Origin of the sequence: Pelorhabdus rhamnosifermentans, assembly GCF_018835585.1 — a bacterium.
Classification (GTDB): domain Bacteria; phylum Bacillota; class Negativicutes; order UMGS1260; family UMGS1260; genus Pelorhabdus; species Pelorhabdus rhamnosifermentans.
Map to the genome: position 1 here is coordinate 47,884 of NZ_JAHGVE010000020.1, position 24,356 is coordinate 72,239.

Consider the following 24,356-nt stretch of genomic DNA (forward strand, 5'->3'; position numbering starts at 1 on the left):
TGATAGGCATTGTTTTATTAGGTACGTACGTCAATAATCGCTGAAATGCCGACACCTTGAACGCGAGAAAAATTCAGGGGGTTTTTGCTGTCAATAGGAATTAATCCTTTGACTCGGAAAGTTCCGCCGTTGAAGTCGCCTTCAAGCTGGAGTACAGCTTGCGTCTGTGCCACTAGATCTTCACTTCCTGTTACCTGGGCTGCACCGATGTAGCTGTTAGAACCTACCGTTAAGATTGGAACGACCTTGGTAGCGTAGGAAGTTCCAGCGTTGTGTTTTGCCATCAAGCTATTGATAAAGTCGTTCAGCGGTGAAGCAAACCGATCCACTAAAAAGCCAATTCCTGCGACTTTAAAAAGACTCCCAAAACCAAAAGCGGAAGTTGTTGTTGGTACAAGGGGCATGAAGAGCAGACTGGCTAGTAAAGCAGAGACAATGATATTGCGGCGTAGTTTTTTTATTCGTTGCATGGGAAAACCTCCTTTAGTAAAATGTAATTTGTTTTCATTATTATTCTGCTTTTTTTTATGAGAGTCCTGCGTAATCTTTTGACTGTTCTAGATAATTTTTATTTTAGTGTAGTATAATAAAATAAAAGGTAGCGTACAAGCGTGAAAGAATGGGGCGGGACTTCTCCTTCTGTGGGGGTAATAGATTTAGTGTAAAATAATGAGTGAAGGTTGCATAAGATCAATGGATGTATTGAATCTTTAACAGGAGGAATTTATGTGAAGATTATTTATTTACAGCACAGCGGATTTGTTGTAGAAACAGAACGGCATCGATTGATTTTTGATTATTATCAAGATCCTTCAGCAAGTGTTTTTCCCCTCCGAGTCGTTGGGAAAACAACAAGCGTGTTTTGTTCTCACAAGCATGGCGATCATTTTAACCCCAAGATTAGTAAGTGGGCTCATGATGTGGAGAAATATTATCTGAGTGATGATATTGAACAGTCTGGTGGATTGTCGGGGATAACAGGTGACAAGATTGTGTATATGAGGCCGTATGAGCAGAAAGAGCATTCAGGCCTGAAAGTAGTGACATATGGTTCGACAGATGAGGGGCTTTCATTTTATGTTGAAGCAGATGACTGGCGAATTTTTCATGCCGGGGATCTTAATTGGTGGCACTGGAAGGGTGACACAGATGAGAATAATCATGCTGCTGCCGCCGCTTTTCAGCAAGAATTGAAGCGGCTTTCTGGAGTCGCATTGGACATTGCTTTTTTCCCTGTTGATAGTCGGTTAGCTGAATACCGAACACTCGGGGTTGAGCAATTTTGTTTAACAGTCAATGTGAAGCAGCTTGTGACCATGCATGATTGTGGTGAAGTGTGGACAGCACCAGCCGATTTTCCGGCTACAGGGATGCCAGTTCCTGTGTGGAGTCCGGCAGTGCCAGGTGCCACACTGAAACTTAGGCGAAAATGAGATTAAGTGAGTCATAAAAAAGGCAAGTAAATTGATGGAAAATGAGGAATTGTTATGACAGGTACAGAGCGAAAAAATATTATGCCAGGTAAGCGAGTAAAAATTGTACAAAAACCACATCAACGGACCGGGCAGTTAACAGAGGGCATTGTAAAAGATATATTGACCAACAGTGCTATTCATCCTCGAGGTATTAAGGTTCGGCTGGATAATGGCATTGTGGGGCGAGTTCAGGAAATATTGGATTAATTACAGGTCAAAATTTGTTTGGAGGGGCTATGAAAGAAGAATTATTAAATGCGATTACTCATGGTGTAGGAGCTGCATTGTCATTTATTGGTTTGATTATTCTTGTTGTTGCGGCTTATGTTCATGGAAATTTGTGGCATCAAGTTAGTTTTGGAATTTATGGAGTGTCGTTAGTCTTACTTTATTTGGCCTCGACTCTCTATCACAGTTTTTCTAATGAAAAGTTGAAATATATTTTTAAAATTATTGATCATTCGGCCATTTATTTACTTATTGCTGGTACCTATACTCCCTTTACCCTTGTGACGCTTCACGGGCAGCTGGGCTGGCATGTTTTTACGGTCGTGTGGGCGATTGCCGCTGGCGGCATCGTTTTTCAGATCTTTTTTGTGAAGCGCTTCAAGATTTTTTCAACGATTGGTTATTTGTTGATGGGATGGCTTGCTGTTGTTGTCATTAAACCGCTGATGGCTGTGTTGCCTGCTGCCGGTTTCTATTGGCTAGTTGGTGGAGGCTTGTTTTATACAGTGGGTGCTATCTTTTATCTGTATCATCGCCTTCCTTATCATCATGCTGTTTGGCATGTTTTTGTTCTTGCTGGTAGTGCAGCCCATTTTATTGCTGTATTTTTATATGTATTGCCAATTGCCGTAATTGATTAAGGGGGGGACATATTATGTATCCAATGAAATTTATTCCTATTTATAAAGAGCGCATTTGGGGCGGCAATCAATTTCAGTCTTTGTTTGGCAGAAATTTGCCTACAAATAAAACAGGTGAGAGCTGGGAACTTAGCAGTCATGACAACGGCCAAAGTATTATCAAAAACGGTTGTTATGCGGGTCAAACACTGAATGCGTTGACGGCGCGAGAACCCGGGAAAATTTTTGGTAGTCACTATGAAGGCCCAGCCGCTTTTCCCTTGCTCGTAAAATTATTAGATGCTAATGATAAACTTTCTGTGCAGGTTCATCCTGATGATGAAGCTGCGCAGCGCATGGAATCGGGCCAAGGAAAGACAGAGGCTTGGTATGTTGTACAAGCGGCACCCGATGCTGAAATTATTTATGGACTAGAGCCGGGTCTAACGAAAGAGAATTTTTTGCAGGCCATGAATGAGAATATTGCTGCAGTGCTTCATAAGGTACCTGTTCAAACGGGAGATATGATCTATGTACCGGCAGGTCAGGTTCATGCTTTGTGTGGCGGCGTTGTCGTGTATGAAGTTCAACAAACGTCAGATACTACTTACCGCATTTATGACTATGATCGTGTGGATGCCGATGGCAAGAAACGTCCACTTGCTGTGGATAAAGCGCTAAGTGTTATTCATTTTCATTCACAAGAAGCGATTTCATTTAAACGGTCTATTTTAAAATCACCCTATTTTACTATGGAGAAAGTATCTGTTCAGGGCGAATTGAATTGTTTTACAGCCGATCATTTTGTTGTTTTGTGTATTATATCTGGCAGTGGTGCGATTTTGTCTAGAGCTGGCAGTGAGCCTGTAGGACCGGGTGATACACTGCTTATTCCGGCTTGTTTGGGTGATTTTCGTGTCCGGGGTAATGTGGAATGTTTGAAAATTATATAAATGTTTGAACCAGGATGAAAGATTTTGTTTTCTAGTGAAATGGATGGGCTTTGTTTGATATGCAGGATTTTGCTGGATAATGTGTGAATACTATCAATAGAACGTTGAGATATCATGGAAAGGGTGAGGGTATATGACAAAGGAATTTGAAGGAGTGCTTCCCACGCTCGACAAGAAGACCTTTATTGCTGATGGAGCGCAGGTCATTGGTGCCGTAGAAATGAAAGAATTTAGCAGTATTTGGTTTAATACAGTCGTTCGGGGCGATGTGAATCGAATCGAGATTGGCCGATATAGCAACGTGCAAGACAATAGTGTTGTCCATGTAACAGATGATTTTCCGACACTTATCGGCAATTATGTGACAGTAGGACATAACGCCATCCTTCATGGCTGTACCATTGAGGATCATTGCCTTATTGGTATGGGGGCTATTGTACTTAGCGGTGCTGTTATTGGTACTGGAAGTATCGTTGCTGCTGGAGCCCTTGTGAGAGAAAAACAAGTTATTCCGCCTTATTCCCTTGTTGTTGGGTTACCAGGAAAAATTGTTAAATCAACAGTTGAAGAGGCTGATAGCATCCATGCTCAAGCCATTAAATATAAAACCTTGTGGACGGAGCGGTATGGTGTTTTGCCTGATGCTGACGGTGAGAGGTACCATGGCGAAAAAATTGTGTAAATGCGTTTAGTAATAGGCTAGAGAGTTCATTTCGGCAGAGGAGTGGTGATATGATTACTTTGAAAAAAATTGTCGTTGCTTACGACGGTTCTGAGCATAGTAAAAAGGCGTTAGACTGGGCAAGTAAATTCGCAGTTGCTTCACAGGCTGCTATTCATGTTGTAATGGTGCTTGTGCCGTCTTCTCTCTTAGTGGGAGTGGATTACGCAGGTGTCTGTTTTTCGGAGGACTTGAAAGAGTTAGCAGAAAGGGAAATTAGTGAAAAACTAGCTGAAGCTCGAGCTTTTTGCGAAGAAAAGAAGTTACAAGTTACAACGGAAACGTTATTTGGAAATGTTGTTGATGAAATTCTGCATTATGTTCAATCTTGTAACGCTGATATGGTCATTTGTGGCACCCGCGGGTTAGGTGGTTTTGAAGGATTACTTGTAGGCAGTGTCGCACATAAATTAGTGACTTACTTGCCTGTTCCTGTAATGGTGATCAAGTAGGCTGAAAAGCATATAAGGGTATAAAAAAAGTCCTTATCATATAACTGATGAGGACTTACTTTTATAATATACTAAATATATTCAGCACTTTTTTGTTAGGCTTCTTGTGCATCAAATCCTTTGAGCAATAAATGAGCGCTTGTAAGATTTGTTGCAAGGGGTACATTATGAACATCACATAGCCGGAGGAGCGCCGTAATATCGGGTTCATGAGGCTGGGCTGTTAAAGGGTCACGTAAAAAAACGACTAAGTTTATAACACCACAAGCGACTTTTGAACCAATTTGTTGGTCTCCGCCTAATGGACCGGATAAATAGGTTGTAACAGCGAGATTTGTGTTTTCTGCTACCATGTGACCCGTTGTAGCTGTTGCAACAAGCTGATATTTAGCTAGGATGGTTTGGTGCTTCTTTACAAATTCCAACATCTCTTGTTTTTTTCGATCATGAGCAATGAGTGCAATAGTTTTCATTCCTATCTCTCCTTCGAAATGTATCTTCTTCCTATATCTTACTAAATGTTGATAGCAGAGTAAAGCACTTTACCACTCGGATCTTTGGCGTTACAATAAGAATAGGATAGGGAGGATAATAATGACAGAACTAGAGTTAAAGGATCTGACGGAAAAGTTTTTGGATTATGTACACCAGTTTCAGTCCGACAATTCCGATATTCAGCTGCATATGGATATGAAAGCTGTGCATACGGAAAAGGTTGTTGAGCATTGCCAAAGTCTAGCGAAAGTGCTAGGTCTTACGGTTTATGATAACTTTCTTTGTCAAGCAATTGGATTGCTGCATGATTTGGGACGATTTAAGCAATACACTTTGTATCGTACTTTTAACGATGTTATTTCAACCAATCATGCTCAGCTGGCCTTAACGGAATTGCAGGAACTTGGCTGGTTAAAGCGTTTTTCTGCTGACGAACAGGAAATGATTCAATTTGCGATTGCCTATCATAATGCAGTAGGCATTCCAAGCACAGCCACGACGAGGCAAGCAATGTTTGCTAAGATCATTCGTGATGCTGATAAATTGGATATTTACCGTGTGTTGCAACCGATGTTAACGCCGCCGACTCCGGACGGTTGTACACCCAGTTTGCTTGATAAGCTGCTTACAGGGGGGCAGTCTCTCTATACAGCTATGAAAACTCCTGATGATCGCAAGTTAGTGCGATTGATGTGGATTTATGACATAAATTATTCATGGACAATCCAGCAGATTTTAGCGAAAAATTACGTAAATGTTATTTTTAATTATTTGCCTGATGAGGCTGAGTTTCATGAGGCTAAGAAAAAACTCCATGACTATATGCAACGTAAATCAGAACAGCAGATAGTAGTCCAGCAAGAATAAAAAATAGGCAGTAGTTTAACTACTGCCTATTTTTGTTAAAGCTTTAAACGTGTTTTTATACGTTCGATGGCTTCAACCGTGCTTTCCTGGCTACCAAAAGCAGTGAGACGGAAGTAACCTTCGCCTGCCGGACCAAAGCCTGATCCTGGGGTGCCGACAATATGTGCTTCTTCAAGCAGTTTGTCAAAGAAGGCCCAAGAGTCGAGTCCTTGTGGAACTTTTAACCAGATATAAGGGGCATTTACGCCACCATAGACACTAAGACCGATACTTGTCAGTCCTTCACGAATAACCTTAGCATTTGTCATGTAATAACTGACAAGGTCTTTGATTTGTTTTTGACCATTAGCTGAATAAACAGCTTCTGCGCCCTTCTGAATGATATAAGGGACACCATTAAATTTGGTTGTTTGACGTCGATTCCATAAGCTATTTAGAGGATAGAGTTCTCCTGAAGCGGTTTTAGCTTTGACACTTTTGGGTACGACAGTAAAGGCGCAACGAGTTCCTGTAAATCCGGCATTTTTAGAGAAAGAGCGAAATTCTATGGCAACATCTTTTGCGCCTTCGATTTCATAAATACTATGGGGAATATCGTCTTGTTGAATATAAGCTTCGTAGGCTGCATCGTAGAGTAAAATAGAGCCGTTTTTCTTGGCATATTCGACCCAAGTTTTTAGTTGAGTTCTTGTCAAGGTCGTGCCAGTCGGATTGTTTGGCATACATATGTAAATAATATCGGCTTTTTCCTTAGGCAATTCAGGTACAAAATTATTGTCCTGGTTACAGGTGAGATAAAGTACTTTACCAAATTTGCCATTTACGAGTTCGCCTGTACGCCCTGCCATAACATTGGTATCTAAGTAAACGGGATAAACGGGATCAGTAATGGCAATGGTGTTGTCTACACCAAAAATTTCCTGGAAATTTCCTGTGTCACTTTTGGATCCGTCACTTACGAATACTTCATCAACATCGAGCTGAATATTACGTGGTTTATAGTCTGTGTCAATGATTTTTTGAATTAAAAATGTATAACCCTGCTCGGGTCCATAGCCATGGAAAGTATCTGCATTGGCCATTTCGTCAACAGCGTCATGCAGGCTTGCAATCACTGCCGGCGGGAGTGGCAGGGTTACATCGCCAATACCCAAGCGGATAATGTTCGCGGAGGGATTTTGTTCTTTAAAGTAATTAACCTTCCGAGCGATTTCCGCAAATAAATAACTTCCAGGTAATTTTAAGTAGTTTTCATTAATTGTAGCCATGCCTGTATGCTCCTTTCAAAATTATCAGCAATGATTAGATTATACAACAAACAGGGGAATTTTGCATTTTTTATTGATTGTTTCTTATTGGCTATTAATAATATGAATTTGTGGATGTTCCTCAAGATGGATTTCATAGGGCTTACAAGGTTGTCCGTCAGGTTCTTTGATAATTCTAATGACTGGATATTTAGGGTTATTCGGTGGAATAGAAACAATGAGGGCTGTTTCTCCTGTGTTGATTGTAACGAGTGTGCCTGGAGAGTAAAGAGCTACTTTAGATAAAAAAAGCTTTCCGAGTTCATCATCAAAATGGGTGCCGAGTCCGGCTTGGATAATATCATGGGCCTTTTTGGGTGATAGGGCAGGACGATACGGACGATTAGCAGTAAGTGCTTCATATACATCAGCAATAGACACAATTCGAGCATGAAAAAGGATGTCATTTCCCCCTATACCGCGTGGATAACCGCTGCCATCCATTTTTTCATGATGCTGCCAGGCCATATGAGCGACGAGACTGGATAAGTCCCAATGCAAAACAATCAGTTTTTCAAAGCCCCATTGCGCATGCTTCTTGATTAATTCAAATTCATCGGCAGATAGTTTATCTGGTTTATTTAATAGGGTTGTGCTAATATCATTTTTCCCTATATCGTGCAGTAAGGCGCCTGCAGCCAGTTCTTTTAAATCTGGATAGTTTAAGCCATTGAATTGACCAAGTAAAATGGCATAAATTGCGCAATTTAAAGAATGGGAAAAAGTTGGATCGTCATGCGTCATAATTTCATTTAAGCAAATGGATGTTTTGGGATTACACATTAATTCTTCTACAATCTGGGTAGACAATTGGATAACAGGTTGTACATTGAGCGTGCCTTTGTTTTTCAAGGTCTGGAGCACAGTACTGAGTACTGATAGGGCTTGTTGTTGCAATTCGAGACTAATGTATTCGGGCGCTATAATTCCTTCGTACAGAGGGTCTTCTACAAAAATGGTTGTGATGTGTAAAGTGGCTAATTTATTAATTAAATTTTGTGAGAGGGCGATACCGCGTACAAGTAGGATAATGCCAGTGTCGGTAATAATGTCGCGGGCTAAAGTCATGTCCGGTTTAGCATATTGTATGTTAATTTTCCGCAAAATATTTCATCCCCCGAAATACTCAATTGCAATTCTATCATTACATTCGTCACAATATTTGCTATTTCCTAGCAAATATTTACACAAAATGACTATGGTCCTAAACAAATAAAAAAGGTGTCTCAAAATAGGATTTTTTTTATGTTATCCCCATTATAATAGCTAGGAATGATTAAATGCAATTTTGGAATGAAATTGTGAATTGTTGAATCATCTGATAAAATAGAGGCATGAGACATGGACTCACTTCCTATGTTTGGATTTGTGTGGTAACTTATTCTATACTACAGTTGTGAGTATTTTATCTCTATTTATTTTTGGAATTAAATAGGGCCGAATTTAATCATTTCTATATATATAGTATAAAAAAATTGGCTTAAACCAGAAGGTGACAGTAATTATTTCTGATGAAGAACTTGCAAGGCAAATACAACAGGGAGACGAAACGGCTTTGGAGACCATGATTGTTCGTTACCATTCCAAGATATTTTCCTATATTTACTTGATGAGTAAGAATTATCATAGTGCTAACGATATCACGCAAGAGGTATTTATCAAGATATGTCGGAGTATAAGGACGTATCATCCGGAGTTTCCTTTTAAAGCCTGGATTTATGCAATTGCGTTAAACACATGTAAAAACTATTTGAAAAGCGCATATGTACAAAAAAATGTTTTTGGTCTTGAGATGTCAGAGAATATTTGGGACAGTGAGGATACACCGGAAGAAAGTCTGCGAAAGCAGGACGAGCGGGAAGCTATTATGGAGGTTCTCACTAAATTGTCAGATATTCACCGTGAAGTGATTATCCTTCGTTTTTATGAGGAATTAAAGCTGGAAGAAATAGCATTGGTATTGAATATTCCTGTAGGTACTGTTAAATCAAGGTTATCCAATGGTTTAAATAATCTTAAAAAGCTGCTTAAAGAAGAGGGCGAGGAACTTGGATAAATATCGAGAAATTCTTAGCGAAATAGATAAAGAGGCTAATGACAAAGAGATGGTTGCTGTTTTTAATAAACTATCTAAATATATCGGCCCTAAGCCGACTACTGCGATGACCTGCAGCTTGGTAGATAACCTTAAAGAAGTTTTGCAGGAAAATGCGAATAACGATGTTCCAATTATTAAACCCGTTGATAGATTAGCGGTGCGAAGAACGGTTGGTGATGGCGGATTACTCTCTGTTTTTCGTCTGGTGAAACCACAAATAAATATACTGAATTGGCGGTTTATGGCGCTAACCAGTTTGATTATTTTTGTGGGAATTGTTTTAACAAAAGGTAATGCTGATTCGCTGATTTTTTTAACAAATGTAGCGCCTATTCTAGGTTTATTGACACTTTTTTGTGAACACCGAGCAGCGCTTTATGATACAAGCGAACTGGAGGCGTCTTGCCCTTATACTCCGGCTCAATTGGCTGGTGCAAGAATTATTGTAACATTGGGATATACCATTATTGTTTGTCTAACTGCAACAGGAATAATATCTTTTTCATTTTCCGAAATGCTGACAAAAGAAAAAATATTATTATGGAAAGCTATTTTGGACTGGCTAGCACCAATGGTATTTTTGCTAGGCGTTGCTTTGGCTAGTTCTTTGCGCTTTGGCATTATTTCTGGCTGCAGTTGTGCATTTGTAATGTGGGCAGCGCAAATTATTTTTGAACAAAGTGATGCTGGAAATCGTTTTATACAAGCCAGTCTATGGCATGAGATGCCAATGGTATTTTTATTGCTAGGTCTCATGCTTATTGCAATATATATACGTTACTTGCATATTGAAAACATTGATTATTCCCAAGAGTGATCAAGTGATCCGGGGTAAGTGGAAGCTATTAAGTTTGGTTTACTCTTTTGAAAAATATGGAATTATGCGAAAATGGGAGATAGAGAGAGAGAAAAAATATGTTAGAATTGTCTTCAATTACAAAGTGTTTCAATCAAAACTGTGTACTAAATCATATTTCCTTTTCTTTGCCGAAAGGATTGCATCTGCTGACTGGCCCTAATGGGGCGGGTAAGACAACTTTATTGCGCATTATTGCGGGAGTTATTGCGCCAGCGGCAGGTCAAGTATCGCTTAATGGAATTTTTCTTCATGGTGACAGTGTCAAATTTAAAGCTCATATGGGATACTTGCCGCAGAAATTCGGGGTGTATCCGGAAATGACCGCTCAGGATTTTTTGAGGTACTTTGCTGACTTAAAGGGGATTCCGGCTTCCATTGCGGCTTCAAGGGTTGAAGAAGTAATGGATATTGCAAAAATTACTTCTTTTCATAATAAAACGTTGCGTGATTGGACCAAGGGGATGCGTCAAAAAGTTGGTATTGCCCAAGGATTATTAAACGACCCGGATCTTCTCCTTATGGACGAGCCGCTATCAGGGCTTGACCCAGAAGAGCGGGATTATTTTTGTAATTTGTTTTCGCAAGTTTCTTCTGAACGTATTGTTCTGTTGAGTACCCATATCATTTCAGAGTTAACCGCTTTGGCAGATAGCATCATGCTGTTACATAATGAAAAACTGCAGTTTAAAGGTCCTATACCTAGAATGTTGGACGCGGCGAGTGGCTCTGTATGGCTGGCTACTCTATCTGAGAGTGAGTGGATTGATAGAAAAAATAAATGGGTAGTCAGCAGTTTGCGCTCTGATAAAGGGTTGTATGAAGTAAGGATTATTAGTGATGTCAGGCCGGAGATTACAGAAGTTCGTTCCGTGGAGCCTACCTTGGAAGAAGCGTATATTTATCTGGTATCCAAGGGTTATTCAGAATGAGAAAGAAATGATATTTATAATGATAGAGATTAATAACCTTAGTAAAATGTATAACAATAAGTGTATGGCATTGGACGGAATTACTTGCAGCATAGACAAAGGTGTATTCGGGCTTTTGGGGTCAAACGGTGCGGGGAAAAGCACCTTGTTGAAGATTATAGCGACGATGATTGAGCCTACGATTGGCAGAGTAACTGTTAATGGTTTAGATGTATGTTACGATAAAGTAATGATTCGCAATCATTTAGGTTACTTGCCGCAAGAATTTGGTTTTTACCCCAGGTTGACTGGTTTTGAAATGCTGGAGTATTTTGCAGTATTAAAAGGGATAACCGATAAACGGGCAAGAAAGACGCAGGTGACTGAAGCTATTGAGTTAGTTAATCTTACGGAGGCCAGGAATAAAAGGATTGCTGTATATTCTTTTGGAATGAAACAAAGGCTGGGGTTTGCGCAAGCTTTATTGGGTAGCCCTCGCCTTTTAATCATGGACGAACCGACTGTAGGGCTTGATCCAATCGAGCGCAATCATATTCGCAATGTAATCAGTGAATTAGGACGGAAGATTACAATTATTTATTCTACGCATATCCTTGCTGATATTGAGGTTTGCTGTTCGGAACTTGCTGTTTTACGTCAAGGTAATTTGGTGTTTCAAGGAAAGCCAGAGGAACTTGCCAAGTTGGCCACAGGTAAGACTGGGCAGATAAAAGCGAGTACTAGTGTGAAAGACGGGTATCTGGCATTGATAAAATCGGCGAGGTAAAATGGATATGCATAGTATAATGGCGATTGCTTTGCAGGAAATGAGATTAGGATTAAAGAGTGTCGGTTATTGGCTGCTTGTGATGTTAACCGATTCTTTGGCAATATTTGTTATTTATGAGAATCAATATTTGGGTCTCTGGCTCTTATATGTTTTTTATATGTTTTTTGTCTTCTGGAATACTGGCATGATTGCTAGGGATTGGCGCAGGGGCATTTCAGAGATTGTTAATACACTTCCGTGTAAGGATTGGGAGTTGCTAATGGGGCGAGCGTTAGGCAGCTTTTTGCTTTTAGTGTTGCTGGGGATGCAACTGTTTTTAGGCATAATGACCGTGGTATTCTTTGTTTTTCATATGCAGTTGCCGTTTTTCAACCTGTTAGGGGACTATTGGTTAAATTATATTTTGATCAGTATAAATTCAATATGCGTTGCTTTGTTTATAGAGACCATTTGTCGTTCCCGAGTATTTTTGTCTATCTTTATAACCACTATTTATCTGATATTGATGTTCTTTCTTGAGGGTGATAATTTTACCTCATTGCCGTATTGGTTACCCCCTATAAATTTGGCGGTCAATCAGGCTTTTTGTGTTCCTTCTTCGCAGCTAACAGGTCACTTTCCTAACACTGGACTTATACCAGTGGTTGTTTGCTATCAGTTGGGATTTTCGGCAATTTTGTTATTAGTCAGTTTCTATTTTTATAGCAAGCGACGTTCTTTAGGGCAACTGAGATTATCGTATATGCTGGTGTTGACAACGGCCTTTGCCGTGTTTTTATCAGGTGCTATTTTATTTGTCCGGGAGTACGAAGGGCGCGACAAAACCTATCAGGAGGCGTTTGTTAACGCGGTGGCTGATGCCGGACAAGCAGTAGATACGGCTAACATGCTGCGGCCTGTTAGGTATGTAATGGATATTAAATTGAAAACAGCCTTGAACACCGTGGACTGTGGTGCAAAGCTTTTTTTCAGAAATACGAGTAACAGCGAAATACAAGAGATACCGTTGACCTTGAAAAATTATTATGTCATTCACAATGTAAAAGACGGCAGCGGGCGAGAGCTTGTTTGGCAAAGAAAGGGCGATTTTATTGAGGTGAAACTAAGTTCGCCCCTTGCTGCTGGAGCTGCTATGGAGATTTTCCTGGATTATTCCGGCAAAGTATGGGAGTGGTTTTCTGATTATGATACCCAGCCCCAGGGGCTCATTAATTTCGTTTCACCCTCTATGACATTGTTAAGGTCTGGACATGCATGGTATCCTACTTTAGGTAAGAATCAGGTATATCATACGAGTGATCAGCGGATATCGTGGAGTGATCAACCCCGAACGGTGTTGTCAGCGCGCTATATCTCGCACCAGTCTACTGCGTTTACCATAAATGTTGAAATAGATAAGGACATGGAAGTTGTGACAGGACTGCCGCTTACTGAAGATGTGCGTCTACCTGATAACGCTGTCAGGAAGTTTGTTTTTTCCAGTCCGTCTGCGCGTGATGTTTTTCTGATTGCTGCTCCTTATGAGATTATAAAAATGGCTGCTCTCGATGGAAACATCACAGCGTATTGCGCAAAACCCCATGAGGATAGCGCAAAGAATATCGTAGAACTAGTAAAAGATAGAATCACATTTTATGAGAATCTGATACCGCTAAAAGACAAGCAACTTTTGAATGTAGTTGAGGTGCCTGGATTTTTGCTGGATGGTTGGCTGGGTGCTGCTGAACGCAAAATATTTGGGTTGGCAAATAGTATTCCGATTTCGGAAGATGATTTTATATCATTGCCAACCGAAAATAGGAGTCAAGGGGAAGTGCAACTGCTCTATTTTGAAGAGTCTGTTCTAAGTCTCTGGTGGCCGGGTTTTGATACAAGCGATCCGGGAAATATAAGTGCCGGGATGCTTTCCTATATGTATACCTTGTATAAAGAGAATAAAATGGGCAAAGAGTACTATGACGGTGTAAAGCGGTTTTGGCTGCAGTACAAACCGGTGCCTAGCGTAAATAGGGAAAGGAGATATGCTGGGGGAGAAAATTTGGTTGTAAAAGAGATTTTTTTACTTCTTGATGATATTAGGCAATCCGAGTTAGGCGATGAGGGTGTAAAAGCTTTTATGCAAAAAGTCCATACAGTATCAGTTAACACATATGATAGGGAAATTGAGTGGTGTGATATACTTCACGTTATGGATGAATTTGGGCAAGAACTGTTAGAAAAGGGCTATTCCATTCAGCAAGTCAATGCGATTATGGCGGAGCCAAGGAAAAAGGCGGAATATATGAATTCTCTAAATTTGTCTTATGAGGAAAACAAAGTGCTACTTAGGATTAGGAAGGTTCATTGATGAGAAGATATTGATTAAGAATAAGATTAAAGATGAGTGTACGACAAGGTGCTTTTTTGGTGCCTTGTTTTTTTCTACTTCTATATAAATATAAAAATCTATAAAACATGTGAACTATTAGTTCGTGTGAATTGTATAAATAAATGAGAGCAACTATGGGGGACTGAAAATCCTCACTCAGATAGCGATGTTTGCGTTTCCGAGCGAGACAAGCATGGTTAGGCCGACTGTGCTGCAAGGATATTCAAAAAAGCAAACCTTTTCGTGTTTAGTTATGGAGGTAGGAGGAGATTGTCAACTAAGAAACTATTTTGGTTTACTATGCTGTTCAGCCTCGTGATAAAATGCTTGTTGGCAGCAATAATTCCATTGACAGGCGATGAAGCTTATTTTTTTATTTGGGGTAAACATTTGGATTTCGGGTACTATGATCATCCGCCGATGGTGGGATGGTTTCTCGCATTTATGCTTTTGTTTGGTGATTCAGAGCTTCTGTTGCGGTTGCCATCGATAGTGATTGGACAGTTGATTGGCGGTCTAATATATTGGATGTTTAAAGGCGTTGAGCGGGAAAAGGCCTATCTTGCCGCAATCTTATTTTTAGTTTCACCAGTCAACATACTGAATATAATTATTACTACCGATACGCCGCTGATACTTTTTGTTTTTCTTTCATCACTAACTTTTTATTTTGGTTTAATAAATAATAGGAATTGGCTGTTCATATTGGCAGGGGCTTTTGGCGGATTGGCGTTTCTATCAAAATATTTTGCTGTGCTGTTGGCTTTTTCATACGTTATCTATGTGACGTTATATCAAAGAAACAAGAAAGGGATAAAAGCTCTTTGTTATGTCTTCGGCGCAGCGATACCGTTTATACTCATCAATGTGTATTGGAATTATGAGAATGATTGGACTAATGTTGTTTTTAATATGATAACTCGTCAAGAAGGTGAAACTAAGTTCAATCCAGCTTACATATTGGCTTACGTTTTTTCACAGGCATATTTACTTACTCCCATATTGGTCGGAACATGGATTAAACGGCGGCAGGCGATCTTATCGGCTATTGCCGGAACGGATCTTAAATTGTTCGGAATACTTTTTGCTGCTCCTATGATGGTCTTTCTGGTGTTATCGGCAGAAAAAAGTATCGGAGTCCATTGGACACTGTCGTTCCTGCCGTTTGCTTTTGTCTTAAACTATGTTGTTTTTAACTGCGATACTTTAAGGCGCTTGGCCAAGTGGGTAACGCTGTTCACCGCAGTTCATCTGATAGTCATTTTCGGATTTTTAGCATTACCGTACTCAGTTACTGAAAATGTGAGCTTTGTCAAAAAACAGGTTGCTACTATTAAAGCAAAGGAAGTTGGCATATTACTTGAACCCTACAAGAAAGATTTTTTCTTTGCAACTGAAAGCTATGTTAAATCGGGAGTTTTTTATCATAAAATTGGGACCTATTTCAGTGTTTTCGGCATTGGAACATTCCATGGGAGACAAGATGATAAGCTGACAAATTATCAGGCTTTTGACGGGAAGAACATACTTATTTTTAAAGATCAATCCTATAATATTGATAATTATCGATCTTATTTTAATCGGTTAGAGGTCAAAGAATATAGGATTGATGATGTTCCGGTTTATTTTATTTTAGGATATGAGTTTAAGTATGATGTTTATAAGGAAAAAGTATTAAGACCTATTAGGGAAAAATTTTATCGTATTCCTTACTATCTTCCTTCAAAAAAAGCATTTTTCCAAAACAAGTATTTTTCGAATGATACGGAATCGTATGATCAGTAAAGGTTCCCAGTTCAATAATTAGAAAGTTATGTATTTTACTTGATTAGTAAAGATAAAATGAGGTGGATTTATGTTTTCTTATGACGTTTGTATAATTGGTGGTTGTGGACATGTGGGATTGCCCTTGTCTATTGCACTGGCTGATTGTGGTAAGAAAGTAATGGTTTATGATATTAATACAGAGTCAGTAAATGCTGTGCGACAGGGTAACATGCCATTTCATGAAGACGGTGCCGATGAACTCCTGAAAAAAGTTCTTGCAGCTGGGAGTCTTCTACTATCAGACTCTCCCAGCGTAATTTCTGACAGCAATGTTATAATAATGATCATTGGAACTCCTGTAGATGAGCATTTAAATCCGAAATTTGGAGTTATGATTGAATCGGTTAATCAGTGTATTCCGTATTTTCGCAATGGACAAACCCTGATTTTGCGGAGCACAGTGTATCCGGGTATCAGCCAGCGCGTGAGTTGTTGGCTGATAGAAGCTGGGTTAACCATGAATGTCTGTTTCTGCCCGGAAAGAATACTAGAAGGAAAAGCAATGACTGAATTACACACTTTGCCACAAATCATTTCTTCTTTTACTCCGGAAGGATTACAAAAATGTCGAGAACTATTTGGACTTTTAACGAATGAAATTGTCGAGGTACTGCCTGCTGAGGCAGAATTAGCAAAGCTATTTACCAATGTTTGGCGTTATATCAAGTTTGCAGTAGCTAACCAGTTTTATATGATAGCCAATGACTATCATCTGGATTTCTACCAAGTGTACCATGCGGTTACACACCAGTATGCGCGGGCGAAAGATTTGCCAAAGGCGGGATTTGCCGCAGGTCCTTGTTTGTTTAAAGATTCTATGCAATTGGCTGCTTTTAATAATGGCAATTTCTACTTGGGACATGCTGCAATGCTTGTCAATGAGGGTTTTCCAAATTACGTAGTGCAAAAGCTGAGATCAAAATATCCTATTTCCCAGATGACAGTAGGCATTTTGGGAATGGCATTTAAGGGGGATAGCGGGGACATACGCGAGTCGCTGTCCTATAAATTGCGGAAAATTCTTCAAATACAAGCAGGAAAGGTTCTTTGCGCTGATTCATTTGTGGTAGATGCCTCTTTTGTTTCACAAGAAGAACTAGTTGCAAAATCTGATATTGTAATTATAGCCACACCACATAGTCAATATAGGGATATCATATTTCCAGAAAATAGAATTGTTGCCGACGTTTGGAATGTTTTGGGAAAAGGAGGACAAATTTAATGAAAATACTTGTTACAGGTTCTGCTGGTTTTATTGCAGGCTATTTGGTGGAGGAACTACTGAAGCGTGGCCATTCCATTGTGGGGATTGATAACTTCAGTAAATATGGCCCCGTTGAGAAGTCTTATGATCATAATCCACGCTACTTGTTTGTTCGCGGTGATGTGAAGGACATTGACTTAATGAAAGAGTTAATAGCAGATTGTGACCAAGTAGTTGCTATTGCGGCAATGATTGGCGGGATTACCTACTTCCACGAATATGCATATGATTTGTTGGCAGAAAATGAAAGAATAGCAGCAGCCACATTTGATGCTGCTATTTGGGCACATCAACAGAAAAAGCTACAAAAAATCAATGTCCTATCGTCTTCTATGGTATATGAATCTACTACAGTTTATCCTAGTCCTGAGGGTGAACAACTGTGTTGTCCGCCTCCACTTTCTACCTATGGATTTCAAAAGTTGGCGTGTGAGTATTTTGCAAAAGGTGCTTGGGAACAGTACAAACTTCCTTATACAATTATCCGTCCATTTAACTGTGTAGGAACCGGCGAGCGCAGAGCCATAAGCGAAAAAGAAATTCTCTCCGGGAATGTTAAACTGGCGATGAGTCATGTTGTTCCAGATCTTGTTCAGAAAGTATTAAAAGGTCAAGACCCACTGCACATCCTAGGTGCGGGCAATCAAATCCGTCATTATACTTCTGGCGCTGATTTGGCTGAAGGAATTGCACTGTGTGTTGAAAGTGAGAAAGCCATTAATGAAGACTTTAATCTTTCCACGCCTGTTTCAACTAACGTATTGGAATTAGCTGAAGCAATTTGGCAAAAGGTGAATGGGGACAAGCCATTCCGCTATGTATCGGATAAGCCTTTCGTATATGATGTCCAAAAACGTGTACCTGCGGTCGAGAAGGCAAAAACATTACTTGGGTTTGAAGCAAAGTCGAAGTTGAGTGATATGTTGGATGAAGTGATACCTTGGATCAAAGAACAAATGAAGGCGGGAAACATATAAGCGTCATTAGGGGAGTTCAGTATTTGGAGCCCCTCAGGCAATCATAAATAGGGGAAGGATAAGTATGCTTGATTTGGTTGCACCAGTCTATAATGAAGGCTCAAATATCGAAAATCTGCTTACACAGGTCGAAAATGCGATAAAAGTCGAAAAGCGTCTGATGCTAATATATGATAGTGACGACGATAATACGATACCTGCGGTTGAAAGAGTTCGAGCGCAGTACAGCTTCCCTATTTGTTTGAAAAAGAACATTTACGGTCGAGGAGCGTTAAATGCCATTAAGACTGGCTTACATACATTTGAAGGAAATATTGTTTTGGTTCTAATGGCAGATTTATCGGATAGTCTTGATGTTGTGGATAAGATGTATGATAAAGTTGTAAAAGAGAGATATCATCTTGTTTGTGGTTCCCGCTATATGAAAGGCGGCAAACAGTATGGAGGGCCTTTTATTAAGAAAATTTTGTCTCGCTTTGCCGGGGTAAGCTTGCATTGGACGGTGGGTATCCCTACTCACGATATATCTAATAGCTTTAAAATGTATCATAGGGCTGTTATTGATTCTATCACTATTGAGAGTTGTGGCGGTTTTGAAATTGGTATGGAAATTACAGTAAAAGCATTTTGCAACGGCTACCGTATAACAGAGGTTCCTTCTTTATGGTATGACCGGGTAGAGGGAGAGTCTCGGTTTCAACTACTAAAATGGCTGCCTAATTATCTAAAGTGGTATTGGTTTGTGATTCGTGAAACATGGCTTAATGGAGGGCATGTAAGACATGTATGCTACAATAATAAAAACGATCGACCGAAATAGCGGTTTGATAGATCAGCTTATCCGATACTTTTGCGTTGGCGGTATTTCCGCTGGTGTCGATTGGATCATCTTTTATATTCTAAACGTAACTTGCGGAATTTATTATATGTTTGCTGCTACAGGAAGTTTTCTTTTATCAGTTGTAGTTAACTTCTTTTGGGGCAGGAAACTGGCATTTAAGAATCGGTGTAAGTTTACATCGAAGGTGGAAGCTCTAAACATATTGGGCATTAACACAATGGGTTTAATATGGAATATATTGCTTATGTGGCTGGCTATCGAAATGGTGAAGTTAACAACAATGGAAGCGAAGATAGGAGCAACGGGAATCGTATTCTTGTGGAATTTTTCTTTACGAAGATGGTGGTTGTATAAACAGACAGTGACAAAATCCCCCCATTCGTAGGAGAATGGGGGGATAGTTATGTTGGAAAAGAAAAGGTATATAAATTATTGATTTGGTATGGAACGATGGGCTAAGGCGACGGCCACCTCATTGAGATTTAGCATGCCTACACCGAAAAATAAGGCTACGCAGAGGTGTTCACCATAGCGTGCAATGCCAATCTTACCGCCGACGCTCATGCCCAGTGCCTTGGTAGATATTTGTTCTAAAGCGGCTTTGGTTGCACCTGCAACGGCTCCCTCACCGACATGATTGGCAGGAACGAGTCCCTGTTTCTGTGCCGCTACGGTGGCCCGTTCAATAATTTTTTTCATTAAAGGAATAAATTCTCCGCCGAAATCTACAGCAATGGCAGTAATATTTTGAGTCACATAATGTTCGCGTAGCTGCTGTTCTTCTTCACGAGTTTGACTTAGGGCCAGTCGTAACGCCGCACGGCCGACATCCATACTGAAATTTTCCGTCATGATTTTGTTGTGGCTCCTATGAGTGATAATTTTGTTTCTGTTTCATCGCTTTCCGTAATATGCCGTTTGTCAATGAGGGCTGTGAGACCAAAGGCACTGAGACAGACGACCCATTCAAGATAAATGGGATGGGAAAAAACGCGTACAGCAGGAATGAATTGCCAAGCAACAAGGGCTAGAATCCCTGCTAACGTTGTATAAAAAGCAGAACTCTTTCGACAAAGCTGAGGTACGAAGAGGGTGCATAAAAAGACGAGTGTAAATGCTGTTGTCAAGCTTAATCCCATCAGCAGGGTTTTCAAAATGCCAACGGCATGAAAGGCAAAGAATAGCGTTAAAAGTCCGAGTCCAAGCACTGTGAGTCGGTTGACAAGAAGATAAGTTTTTTCAGTCACAGTGGGATGTAAAAAACGTTTATAAATATCCTGGCAGAATAATGCGCCAGCACCAAGTAATAAGTGGCAAGCCGTCGATACATCTACTGCCCATAAAGCCGATAGGGTGATGCCAGCAAGGGCGGGGTGAAGGCTCATGATGATTTGCGGTAAAGCCATTGTTGCTTGAATGGAAGGGTAGCTTGCTTTGGCAGACAAACCAAGGAGTGCACAGAGAAAACCAATGGGTAAAATGATAACAGCCCCCCATAAAAAGCCTCGTCTGGCTGTATTTTCTGTTTTGGCTGCACAAGCAATTTGAACTGGTCCTTGTGCGGAAAGGGTTTGTGTAATCATGACAACGAACCAACCTGTGATGGTTGCCATTCCTAATCCACCAATCGGACCAAACCAGTCCGTTGTTGCCGGAAGGTTCAATGCAATTTCGGATAAACCTCCCTGACGGAAGATAACTTGAATGGTGCTGACAATAATACCAAAATAAATGAGTGTAATGCTTAAAATATTGGCAAGCCCTGAAGACCAGAGACCACCAATGAGTGTCACACCGATAAAGACGACGGCACTTGTATACATGCCTGTTTCCATGGTAAAAATATTCGGCAGCAGCGAAGACAAAATAGCGCCACCTGCCAAATATTGAAGTGATGTAATGACAAGTTGAATAATAATGAGGCCGAATACACTGGCTGTGCGACCTTTTGTATCATAATAATGTTCAAAAAACTGTGGCAGTGTTGTAACTTCCACGGCGCGATATCGTTTGGCACCAATGATACCCATCGCAATGGCACCCGCTGCCCAAGCAACAGTATACCAGCCTGCTGATATTCCGACTTGAAAGGCATTTTCGGCCACACCAATGGTTGAGGCCGCTCCGACAGCGACGCCGGAAATATTGACAGCAACCATGGCTGTATTGAGCTGTCGACCGGCAAGTAAAAAACCGGTACTATTTTTTGACGCGCGATGTCTGGCATAAAGACTAATAGCAAATAGCATAACAATGTACAGCAATACGATAATTAAGGGAATTGACATTTTTACCATCCTACTTTCCTACACATTTTGTGAATTTTAAAAATACTTCCTACCATTCAAACCTACAATTCTACAATAATAGTGTAATTCACAAGGAACGGAATGTCAAACACTTAGGAATGGGGGGGAAAGCCTTGTTGAAAGGCCGCGATGGTTGCGTCGTTTTCATCAAGCAAATAAATCCGGGCGGGGTGTCCGTTTACATCATAATCGGTGGCGTTCCACCATACAAACAGTTTGATGTGGTTATATTCCGGCAGCACCGTAAACATATCGTGAATCCAGGCGGGTTTATCTCCGCCAATGGAGCTTGAACCAAATTCGGTAATCATAAAGGGCTTTTGGAAATTATGGCAATATTCATCATAAGTCTTCCGATAAATTTCATCAAAAGAGCGCCATTTTTCACCGGGATAATAGGTTCCGTTGTTATAGCCAGTAAGACCGATAATATCTACATATTCATCACCAGGATAGTACATAAGATAGTGATTCCATTGAAAGGTCGGGTCCGAAGGACTGTGGGGATTCCAAACCCATAATACATTGTCTACGCCATTATCTTGAAATATTCGATAAATATAACGCCAAACATCTTTATAAATATCTGTATCTTTGCTTGTGTAGTAGGCGCTATACCAGCACCAGTCTCCATTCATTTCATTATTTAGACGAAAGAGGACAGGGTGACCGAAAGCCTTGAGTTGTTTGGCATAATCATTTAAATAGGCATCGTATTGACCGTTAAGGATGTCATACATAATGCTTTGGTTTTGTTCGGCTGAGGCTCCCCATAAAAAAGTCTGCATTGTAAGCTGTACTAAACGGTTGTTGGCATAGGCGTTTTTCAGATCTTCGCCAGGAAAATAGCGACCAGTAAGTGATTGATAGCGTGTGACAACATCAAATTTATAGCCGAGCTTTTTTTCTAGGCTATTAAGATAGGCAAAACTTTTTGGCGATGTTTTTTCAAAAATACCCCAGCGTTGCGGCGCCGAATCACTAAAAAACTGATCATAAACAGCCTGTGTTTCGGCATTGAGCGCATTTATTGAGGGATGAACCAGTCGGCCAAGCTGTCCGGTTCCTTCTTTGGGGATGAGTCTGAAACTTTCGATAATAGCTTGTTCATTTGTAATGGGCTGAGTGGATTTAAAAAATAGTGTATAGACTTCATTATTATTTTTGACAATTTCTGCTGAGGCGTAGTAATTTTTATCTTCATCCACACGAGCTAATTTGGCACGCTTCCATTTTAATAGATGAACAGATAGATTGTGGACGGTAAATTTTTTTTCATCAAGCAATTCATGATCTTTCGTGTTTTTCATAAAGGCATTGCTGTAACTTATGTAGGAATCAGTATTTGAAGCAGTACCTGAGAAATTATCATAATAGATTTCAATTTGTAATTGACTGTTGCTGATGACGGTGCGTATTGCTGAAAGCGAGTCATCTACAGTCATGTCAGAGGGATAAGTTAGGCTGTAGCCGTTCGCTCGATCACAATACGTGAGTTGTTCTGCACTATCTTGTGGCTGAACAGGGGTAGCCAAGCAGAAAGAAAAAGAGGTAAAATAGATAAGTAACAATAAACTTATTAAAGTTTGTCGTTTTAGTACTATTAATTTCAATATCATCATTCCTTTGATTTTTTGCCCCTATTAGTGAAATTTCCTTTATTTTTCACTATAATAAAGTGTGGTACATTTGGCAAATATTTGGCAACGATGGTGAAAAGAGGAGTTTCATACGGTATGAATTGTAAACAGTTTTATTATGGCATTATGATGATGGTGTTTTGTTTTATGCAGATCCCCGTGACAAGCGCAGCTCAAGCAGATAGTGTCCGCGTGACTTGGCCGCTCAGTGCAGATGCCGTTACTTATGAATTGGAAATAACGGATCAATATTTTCCAGCAGGAAATACAGCTGCACCAGAAAGTCATAGAATTGAGGATTCTACTGTGCCAACACCGGGAGCACAAATTCCGCTGCATTTTAAACAGAATGTAGACAAATTGTGGTGGCGGGTGCGGGCCTTAGATGTTTCGGGTCAGCCGATTACAGATTATAGTGAATCGCAGCGTTTGAGTAAAGGCGAAATGGATGCCGAGTCGCCGCTGCCTTTGACGACTTATCCTGATGATGCTGCTGTTCCCCTGTATCCAGCTTATTCTTGGGTTGCTGTACCTGGCGCGGCAGGGTATGATGTGGAAATATTAAACGTTCCTTTAGATGATACCGAAAATAGTTGGCCGAGGCAGCGGATTGAACGGATTCATGTCGACGGAGGCGATAGCTTTGATAGCTATGATTGGCATAGCTATGCTACTGATGGCACGTATTACTGGCGCGTGCGTGCCGTTGACAGTGAGGGGCAGTCAATTGGAAAATGGTCGCCTGTTACAGCTTTTACGGTTTCAACGCAAGGCTATAGTATAGCAGCACTTGGTGATAGCATTACCCATGGCGGTGGTGCCATCTCCTCACCGCCTGGAACGCCACTATATGATTGGACTCAATCGGTTACTTTACCAGTAAAAAACTTGGGTAAAAGCGGTGATACAACAGAGGCGATACTGGAACGGTTTGATCAAGATGTGTTACCTTTTCATCCGAAAATTTTAATTATTGCTGGTGGAATTAATGACATTCGGGATGGAGACGATGCTAGTCAGATTATTAGTAATTTACGTGCACTTAGACAGAAATGTCTTGACTTTCATATTACGCCTGTCTTTGTCACACTAGCTCCGATTAATCCGCCCCGCATTGCTATTATGATCGGTCAACCGCTGCCGCCTCAATGGAAAAACAATTGGCAGGCTGTAAATGGTTGGATTTTAGCTCAGCCTAACGCTGTTGATACTGTTTCATTGCTCAAAAATCGGCAGGGTCTACTTCCGGATCGGTTGTCTGCCGATGGTCTTCATCCCGATAGTGAGGGCAAACGACTGATTGGACAGGCTGTGAGTCGAAAATTATATGAGCTGCAATATTTATTACAATAGGGAC

Annotated in this window: 25 protein-coding genes; 18 read left to right on the top strand and 7 right to left on the bottom strand. The window is 40.4% G+C overall.

Features of this window, described 5'->3' with window-relative positions; all coding sequences use genetic code 11:
* Positions 1–17 precede the first annotated feature (17 nt).
* The gene (locus Ga0466249_RS19180; protein ID WP_215831094.1) at positions 18–470 is read right to left on the bottom strand and encodes a hypothetical protein; all 453 of its coding nucleotides are present in this window, start codon (positions 468–470) and stop codon (positions 18–20) included.
* Between the two features lie 258 nt (positions 471–728).
* Here Ga0466249_RS19180 and Ga0466249_RS19185 point away from each other — a divergent pair, with 258 nt between their 5' ends.
* The 6 genes from Ga0466249_RS19185 (at position 729) to Ga0466249_RS19210 (ending at position 4,449) form a co-directional block, all read left to right on the top strand.
* Positions 729–1,433, top strand: a complete 705-nt coding sequence (locus Ga0466249_RS19185; RefSeq protein ID WP_215831095.1) for an MBL fold metallo-hydrolase — start codon at positions 729–731, stop codon at positions 1,431–1,433.
* A gap of 54 nt (positions 1,434–1,487) precedes the next feature.
* Positions 1,488–1,682, top strand: a complete 195-nt coding sequence (locus Ga0466249_RS19190; RefSeq protein WP_215831096.1) for a YwbE family protein — start codon at positions 1,488–1,490, stop codon at positions 1,680–1,682.
* A 29-nt stretch (positions 1,683–1,711) separates the two neighbouring features.
* Entirely contained in the window at positions 1,712–2,344 is a 633-nt protein-coding gene (trhA, locus tag Ga0466249_RS19195) for a PAQR family membrane homeostasis protein TrhA (RefSeq protein WP_215831097.1), read from the top strand.
* A 14-nt stretch (positions 2,345–2,358) separates the two neighbouring features.
* Positions 2,359–3,276 carry a type I phosphomannose isomerase catalytic subunit gene (locus tag Ga0466249_RS19200; protein ID WP_215831098.1) on the top strand — a complete coding sequence of 306 codons (918 nt, stop codon included), beginning with the start codon at positions 2,359–2,361 and terminating at the stop codon, positions 3,274–3,276.
* A gap of 133 nt (positions 3,277–3,409) precedes the next feature.
* A complete protein-coding gene (locus Ga0466249_RS19205; protein ID WP_215831099.1) occupies positions 3,410–3,958 on the top strand; it encodes a gamma carbonic anhydrase family protein in 549 nt (182 codons plus the stop codon).
* A gap of 50 nt (positions 3,959–4,008) precedes the next feature.
* A complete protein-coding gene (locus Ga0466249_RS19210) occupies positions 4,009–4,449 on the top strand; it encodes a universal stress protein (RefSeq protein WP_215831100.1) in 441 nt (146 codons plus the stop codon).
* Positions 4,450–4,544: 95 nt separating this feature from the next.
* Here Ga0466249_RS19210 and mgsA read toward each other — a convergent pair whose 3' ends face one another.
* Positions 4,545–4,922 (bottom strand): methylglyoxal synthase, encoded by a 378-nt coding sequence (gene mgsA / locus Ga0466249_RS19215; RefSeq protein ID WP_215831101.1) that lies wholly within the window; start codon positions 4,920–4,922, stop codon positions 4,545–4,547.
* 121 nt (positions 4,923–5,043) lie between these two features.
* On the opposite strand from mgsA, the gene Ga0466249_RS19220 reads away from it, so the two are divergent.
* Complete coding sequence (locus Ga0466249_RS19220) at positions 5,044–5,811, top strand: HD domain-containing protein (RefSeq protein WP_215831102.1); 768 nt, start codon at positions 5,044–5,046, stop codon at positions 5,809–5,811.
* A gap of 35 nt (positions 5,812–5,846) precedes the next feature.
* Here the strand turns inward: Ga0466249_RS19220 and Ga0466249_RS19225 are convergent, their stop codons facing one another.
* Together Ga0466249_RS19225 and Ga0466249_RS19230 are read right to left on the bottom strand one after the other, a co-directional pair.
* A complete protein-coding gene (locus tag Ga0466249_RS19225) occupies positions 5,847–7,079 on the bottom strand; it encodes an LL-diaminopimelate aminotransferase (protein ID WP_215831103.1) in 1,233 nt (410 codons plus the stop codon).
* Between the two features lie 84 nt (positions 7,080–7,163).
* The gene (locus tag Ga0466249_RS19230; RefSeq protein ID WP_215831104.1) at positions 7,164–8,222 is read right to left on the bottom strand and encodes an HD-GYP domain-containing protein; all 1,059 of its coding nucleotides are present in this window, start codon (positions 8,220–8,222) and stop codon (positions 7,164–7,166) included.
* A 388-nt stretch (positions 8,223–8,610) separates the two neighbouring features.
* On the opposite strand from Ga0466249_RS19230, the gene Ga0466249_RS19235 reads away from it, so the two are divergent.
* From Ga0466249_RS19235 to Ga0466249_RS19280, 10 genes are all read left to right on the top strand, one after another.
* Positions 8,611–9,174: an RNA polymerase sigma factor gene (locus Ga0466249_RS19235; protein WP_215831105.1), complete on the top strand. Its 564-nt coding sequence runs from the start codon at positions 8,611–8,613 to the stop codon at positions 9,172–9,174.
* Complete coding sequence (locus Ga0466249_RS19240; protein WP_215831106.1) at positions 9,167–10,033, top strand: hypothetical protein; 867 nt, start codon at positions 9,167–9,169, stop codon at positions 10,031–10,033. Before Ga0466249_RS19235 ends, Ga0466249_RS19240 begins: the two co-directional genes overlap by 8 nt.
* Positions 10,034–10,131: 98 nt before the next feature.
* Positions 10,132–11,004, top strand: coding sequence for an ATP-binding cassette domain-containing protein (locus tag Ga0466249_RS19245; RefSeq protein WP_215831107.1), 873 nt, complete (start codon positions 10,132–10,134; stop codon positions 11,002–11,004).
* A 7-nt stretch (positions 11,005–11,011) separates the two neighbouring features.
* Entirely contained in the window at positions 11,012–11,770 is a 759-nt protein-coding gene (locus Ga0466249_RS19250) for an ATP-binding cassette domain-containing protein (protein ID WP_215831108.1), read from the top strand.
* Between the two features lie 7 nt (positions 11,771–11,777).
* Entirely contained in the window at positions 11,778–14,120 is a 2,343-nt protein-coding gene (locus Ga0466249_RS19255) for an ABC transporter permease (protein ID WP_215831109.1), read from the top strand.
* Between the two features lie 291 nt (positions 14,121–14,411).
* A complete protein-coding gene (locus tag Ga0466249_RS19260; protein WP_215831110.1) occupies positions 14,412–15,926 on the top strand; it encodes an ArnT family glycosyltransferase in 1,515 nt (504 codons plus the stop codon).
* 70 nt (positions 15,927–15,996) lie between these two features.
* Complete coding sequence (locus Ga0466249_RS19265) at positions 15,997–17,190, top strand: nucleotide sugar dehydrogenase (protein ID WP_215831111.1); 1,194 nt, start codon at positions 15,997–15,999, stop codon at positions 17,188–17,190.
* On the top strand, positions 17,190–18,209 hold the full coding sequence (locus tag Ga0466249_RS19270) for an NAD-dependent epimerase/dehydratase family protein (protein ID WP_215831112.1): 1,020 nt from the start codon (positions 17,190–17,192) through the stop codon (positions 18,207–18,209). Before Ga0466249_RS19265 ends, Ga0466249_RS19270 begins: the two co-directional genes overlap by 1 nt.
* Positions 18,210–18,273: 64 nt before the next feature.
* Positions 18,274–19,029 (top strand): glycosyltransferase, encoded by a 756-nt coding sequence (locus Ga0466249_RS19275; RefSeq protein WP_215831113.1) that lies wholly within the window; start codon positions 18,274–18,276, stop codon positions 19,027–19,029.
* A complete protein-coding gene (locus Ga0466249_RS19280; protein ID WP_215831114.1) occupies positions 18,992–19,435 on the top strand; it encodes a GtrA family protein in 444 nt (147 codons plus the stop codon). Before Ga0466249_RS19275 ends, Ga0466249_RS19280 begins: the two co-directional genes overlap by 38 nt.
* A gap of 44 nt (positions 19,436–19,479) precedes the next feature.
* Here the strand turns inward: Ga0466249_RS19280 and Ga0466249_RS19285 are convergent, their stop codons facing one another.
* From Ga0466249_RS19285 to Ga0466249_RS19295, 3 genes are all read right to left on the bottom strand, one after another.
* Positions 19,480–19,902: a HutP family protein gene (locus tag Ga0466249_RS19285; RefSeq protein ID WP_215831115.1), complete on the bottom strand. Its 423-nt coding sequence runs from the start codon at positions 19,900–19,902 to the stop codon at positions 19,480–19,482.
* Positions 19,899–21,338, bottom strand: a complete 1,440-nt coding sequence (locus tag Ga0466249_RS19290) for a sodium:solute symporter family protein (RefSeq protein ID WP_215831116.1) — start codon at positions 21,336–21,338, stop codon at positions 19,899–19,901. The genes Ga0466249_RS19285 and Ga0466249_RS19290 overlap by 4 nt, the downstream gene beginning before the upstream one ends.
* 113 nt (positions 21,339–21,451) lie before the next feature.
* Positions 21,452–22,972 (bottom strand): glycoside hydrolase family 26 protein, encoded by a 1,521-nt coding sequence (locus tag Ga0466249_RS19295; protein WP_215831117.1) that lies wholly within the window; start codon positions 22,970–22,972, stop codon positions 21,452–21,454.
* Between the two features lie 123 nt (positions 22,973–23,095).
* Here Ga0466249_RS19295 and Ga0466249_RS19300 point away from each other — a divergent pair, with 123 nt between their 5' ends.
* On the top strand, positions 23,096–24,352 hold the full coding sequence (locus Ga0466249_RS19300) for a GDSL-type esterase/lipase family protein (protein ID WP_215831118.1): 1,257 nt from the start codon (positions 23,096–23,098) through the stop codon (positions 24,350–24,352).
* Positions 24,353–24,356 lie beyond the last annotated feature (4 nt).

What these genes read in the sequence shown, in the direction of transcription:
- Ga0466249_RS19180 (WP_215831094.1), bottom strand. Translation starts at nt 470, where the DNA reads ATGCAACGAATAAAAAAACTACGCCGCAATATCATTGTCTCTGCTTTA.
- Ga0466249_RS19190 (WP_215831096.1), top strand. Translation starts at nt 1,488, where the DNA reads ATGACAGGTACAGAGCGAAAAAATATTATGCCAGGTAAGCGAGTAAAA.
- trhA (WP_215831097.1), top strand. Translation starts at nt 1,712, where the DNA reads ATGAAAGAAGAATTATTAAATGCGATTACTCATGGTGTAGGAGCTGCA.
- Ga0466249_RS19200 (WP_215831098.1), top strand. Translation starts at nt 2,359, where the DNA reads ATGTATCCAATGAAATTTATTCCTATTTATAAAGAGCGCATTTGGGGC.
- Ga0466249_RS19205 (WP_215831099.1), top strand. Translation starts at nt 3,410, where the DNA reads ATGACAAAGGAATTTGAAGGAGTGCTTCCCACGCTCGACAAGAAGACC.
- Ga0466249_RS19210 (WP_215831100.1), top strand. Translation starts at nt 4,009, where the DNA reads ATGATTACTTTGAAAAAAATTGTCGTTGCTTACGACGGTTCTGAGCAT.
- mgsA (WP_215831101.1), bottom strand. Translation starts at nt 4,922, where the DNA reads ATGAAAACTATTGCACTCATTGCTCATGATCGAAAAAAACAAGAGATG.
- Ga0466249_RS19220 (WP_215831102.1), top strand. Translation starts at nt 5,044, where the DNA reads ATGACAGAACTAGAGTTAAAGGATCTGACGGAAAAGTTTTTGGATTAT.
- Ga0466249_RS19225 (WP_215831103.1), bottom strand. Translation starts at nt 7,079, where the DNA reads ATGGCTACAATTAATGAAAACTACTTAAAATTACCTGGAAGTTATTTA.
- Ga0466249_RS19245 (WP_215831107.1), top strand. Translation starts at nt 10,132, where the DNA reads ATGTTAGAATTGTCTTCAATTACAAAGTGTTTCAATCAAAACTGTGTA.
- Ga0466249_RS19250 (WP_215831108.1), top strand. Translation starts at nt 11,012, where the DNA reads ATGATATTTATAATGATAGAGATTAATAACCTTAGTAAAATGTATAAC.
- Ga0466249_RS19255 (WP_215831109.1), top strand. Translation starts at nt 11,778, where the DNA reads ATGCATAGTATAATGGCGATTGCTTTGCAGGAAATGAGATTAGGATTA.
- Ga0466249_RS19265 (WP_215831111.1), top strand. Translation starts at nt 15,997, where the DNA reads ATGTTTTCTTATGACGTTTGTATAATTGGTGGTTGTGGACATGTGGGA.
- Ga0466249_RS19270 (WP_215831112.1), top strand. Translation starts at nt 17,190, where the DNA reads ATGAAAATACTTGTTACAGGTTCTGCTGGTTTTATTGCAGGCTATTTG.
- Ga0466249_RS19275 (WP_215831113.1), top strand. Translation starts at nt 18,274, where the DNA reads ATGCTTGATTTGGTTGCACCAGTCTATAATGAAGGCTCAAATATCGAA.
- Ga0466249_RS19280 (WP_215831114.1), top strand. Translation starts at nt 18,992, where the DNA reads ATGTATGCTACAATAATAAAAACGATCGACCGAAATAGCGGTTTGATA.
- Ga0466249_RS19285 (WP_215831115.1), bottom strand. Translation starts at nt 19,902, where the DNA reads ATGACGGAAAATTTCAGTATGGATGTCGGCCGTGCGGCGTTACGACTG.
- Ga0466249_RS19290 (WP_215831116.1), bottom strand. Translation starts at nt 21,338, where the DNA reads ATGTCAATTCCCTTAATTATCGTATTGCTGTACATTGTTATGCTATTT.
- Ga0466249_RS19300 (WP_215831118.1), top strand. Translation starts at nt 23,096, where the DNA reads ATGAATTGTAAACAGTTTTATTATGGCATTATGATGATGGTGTTTTGT.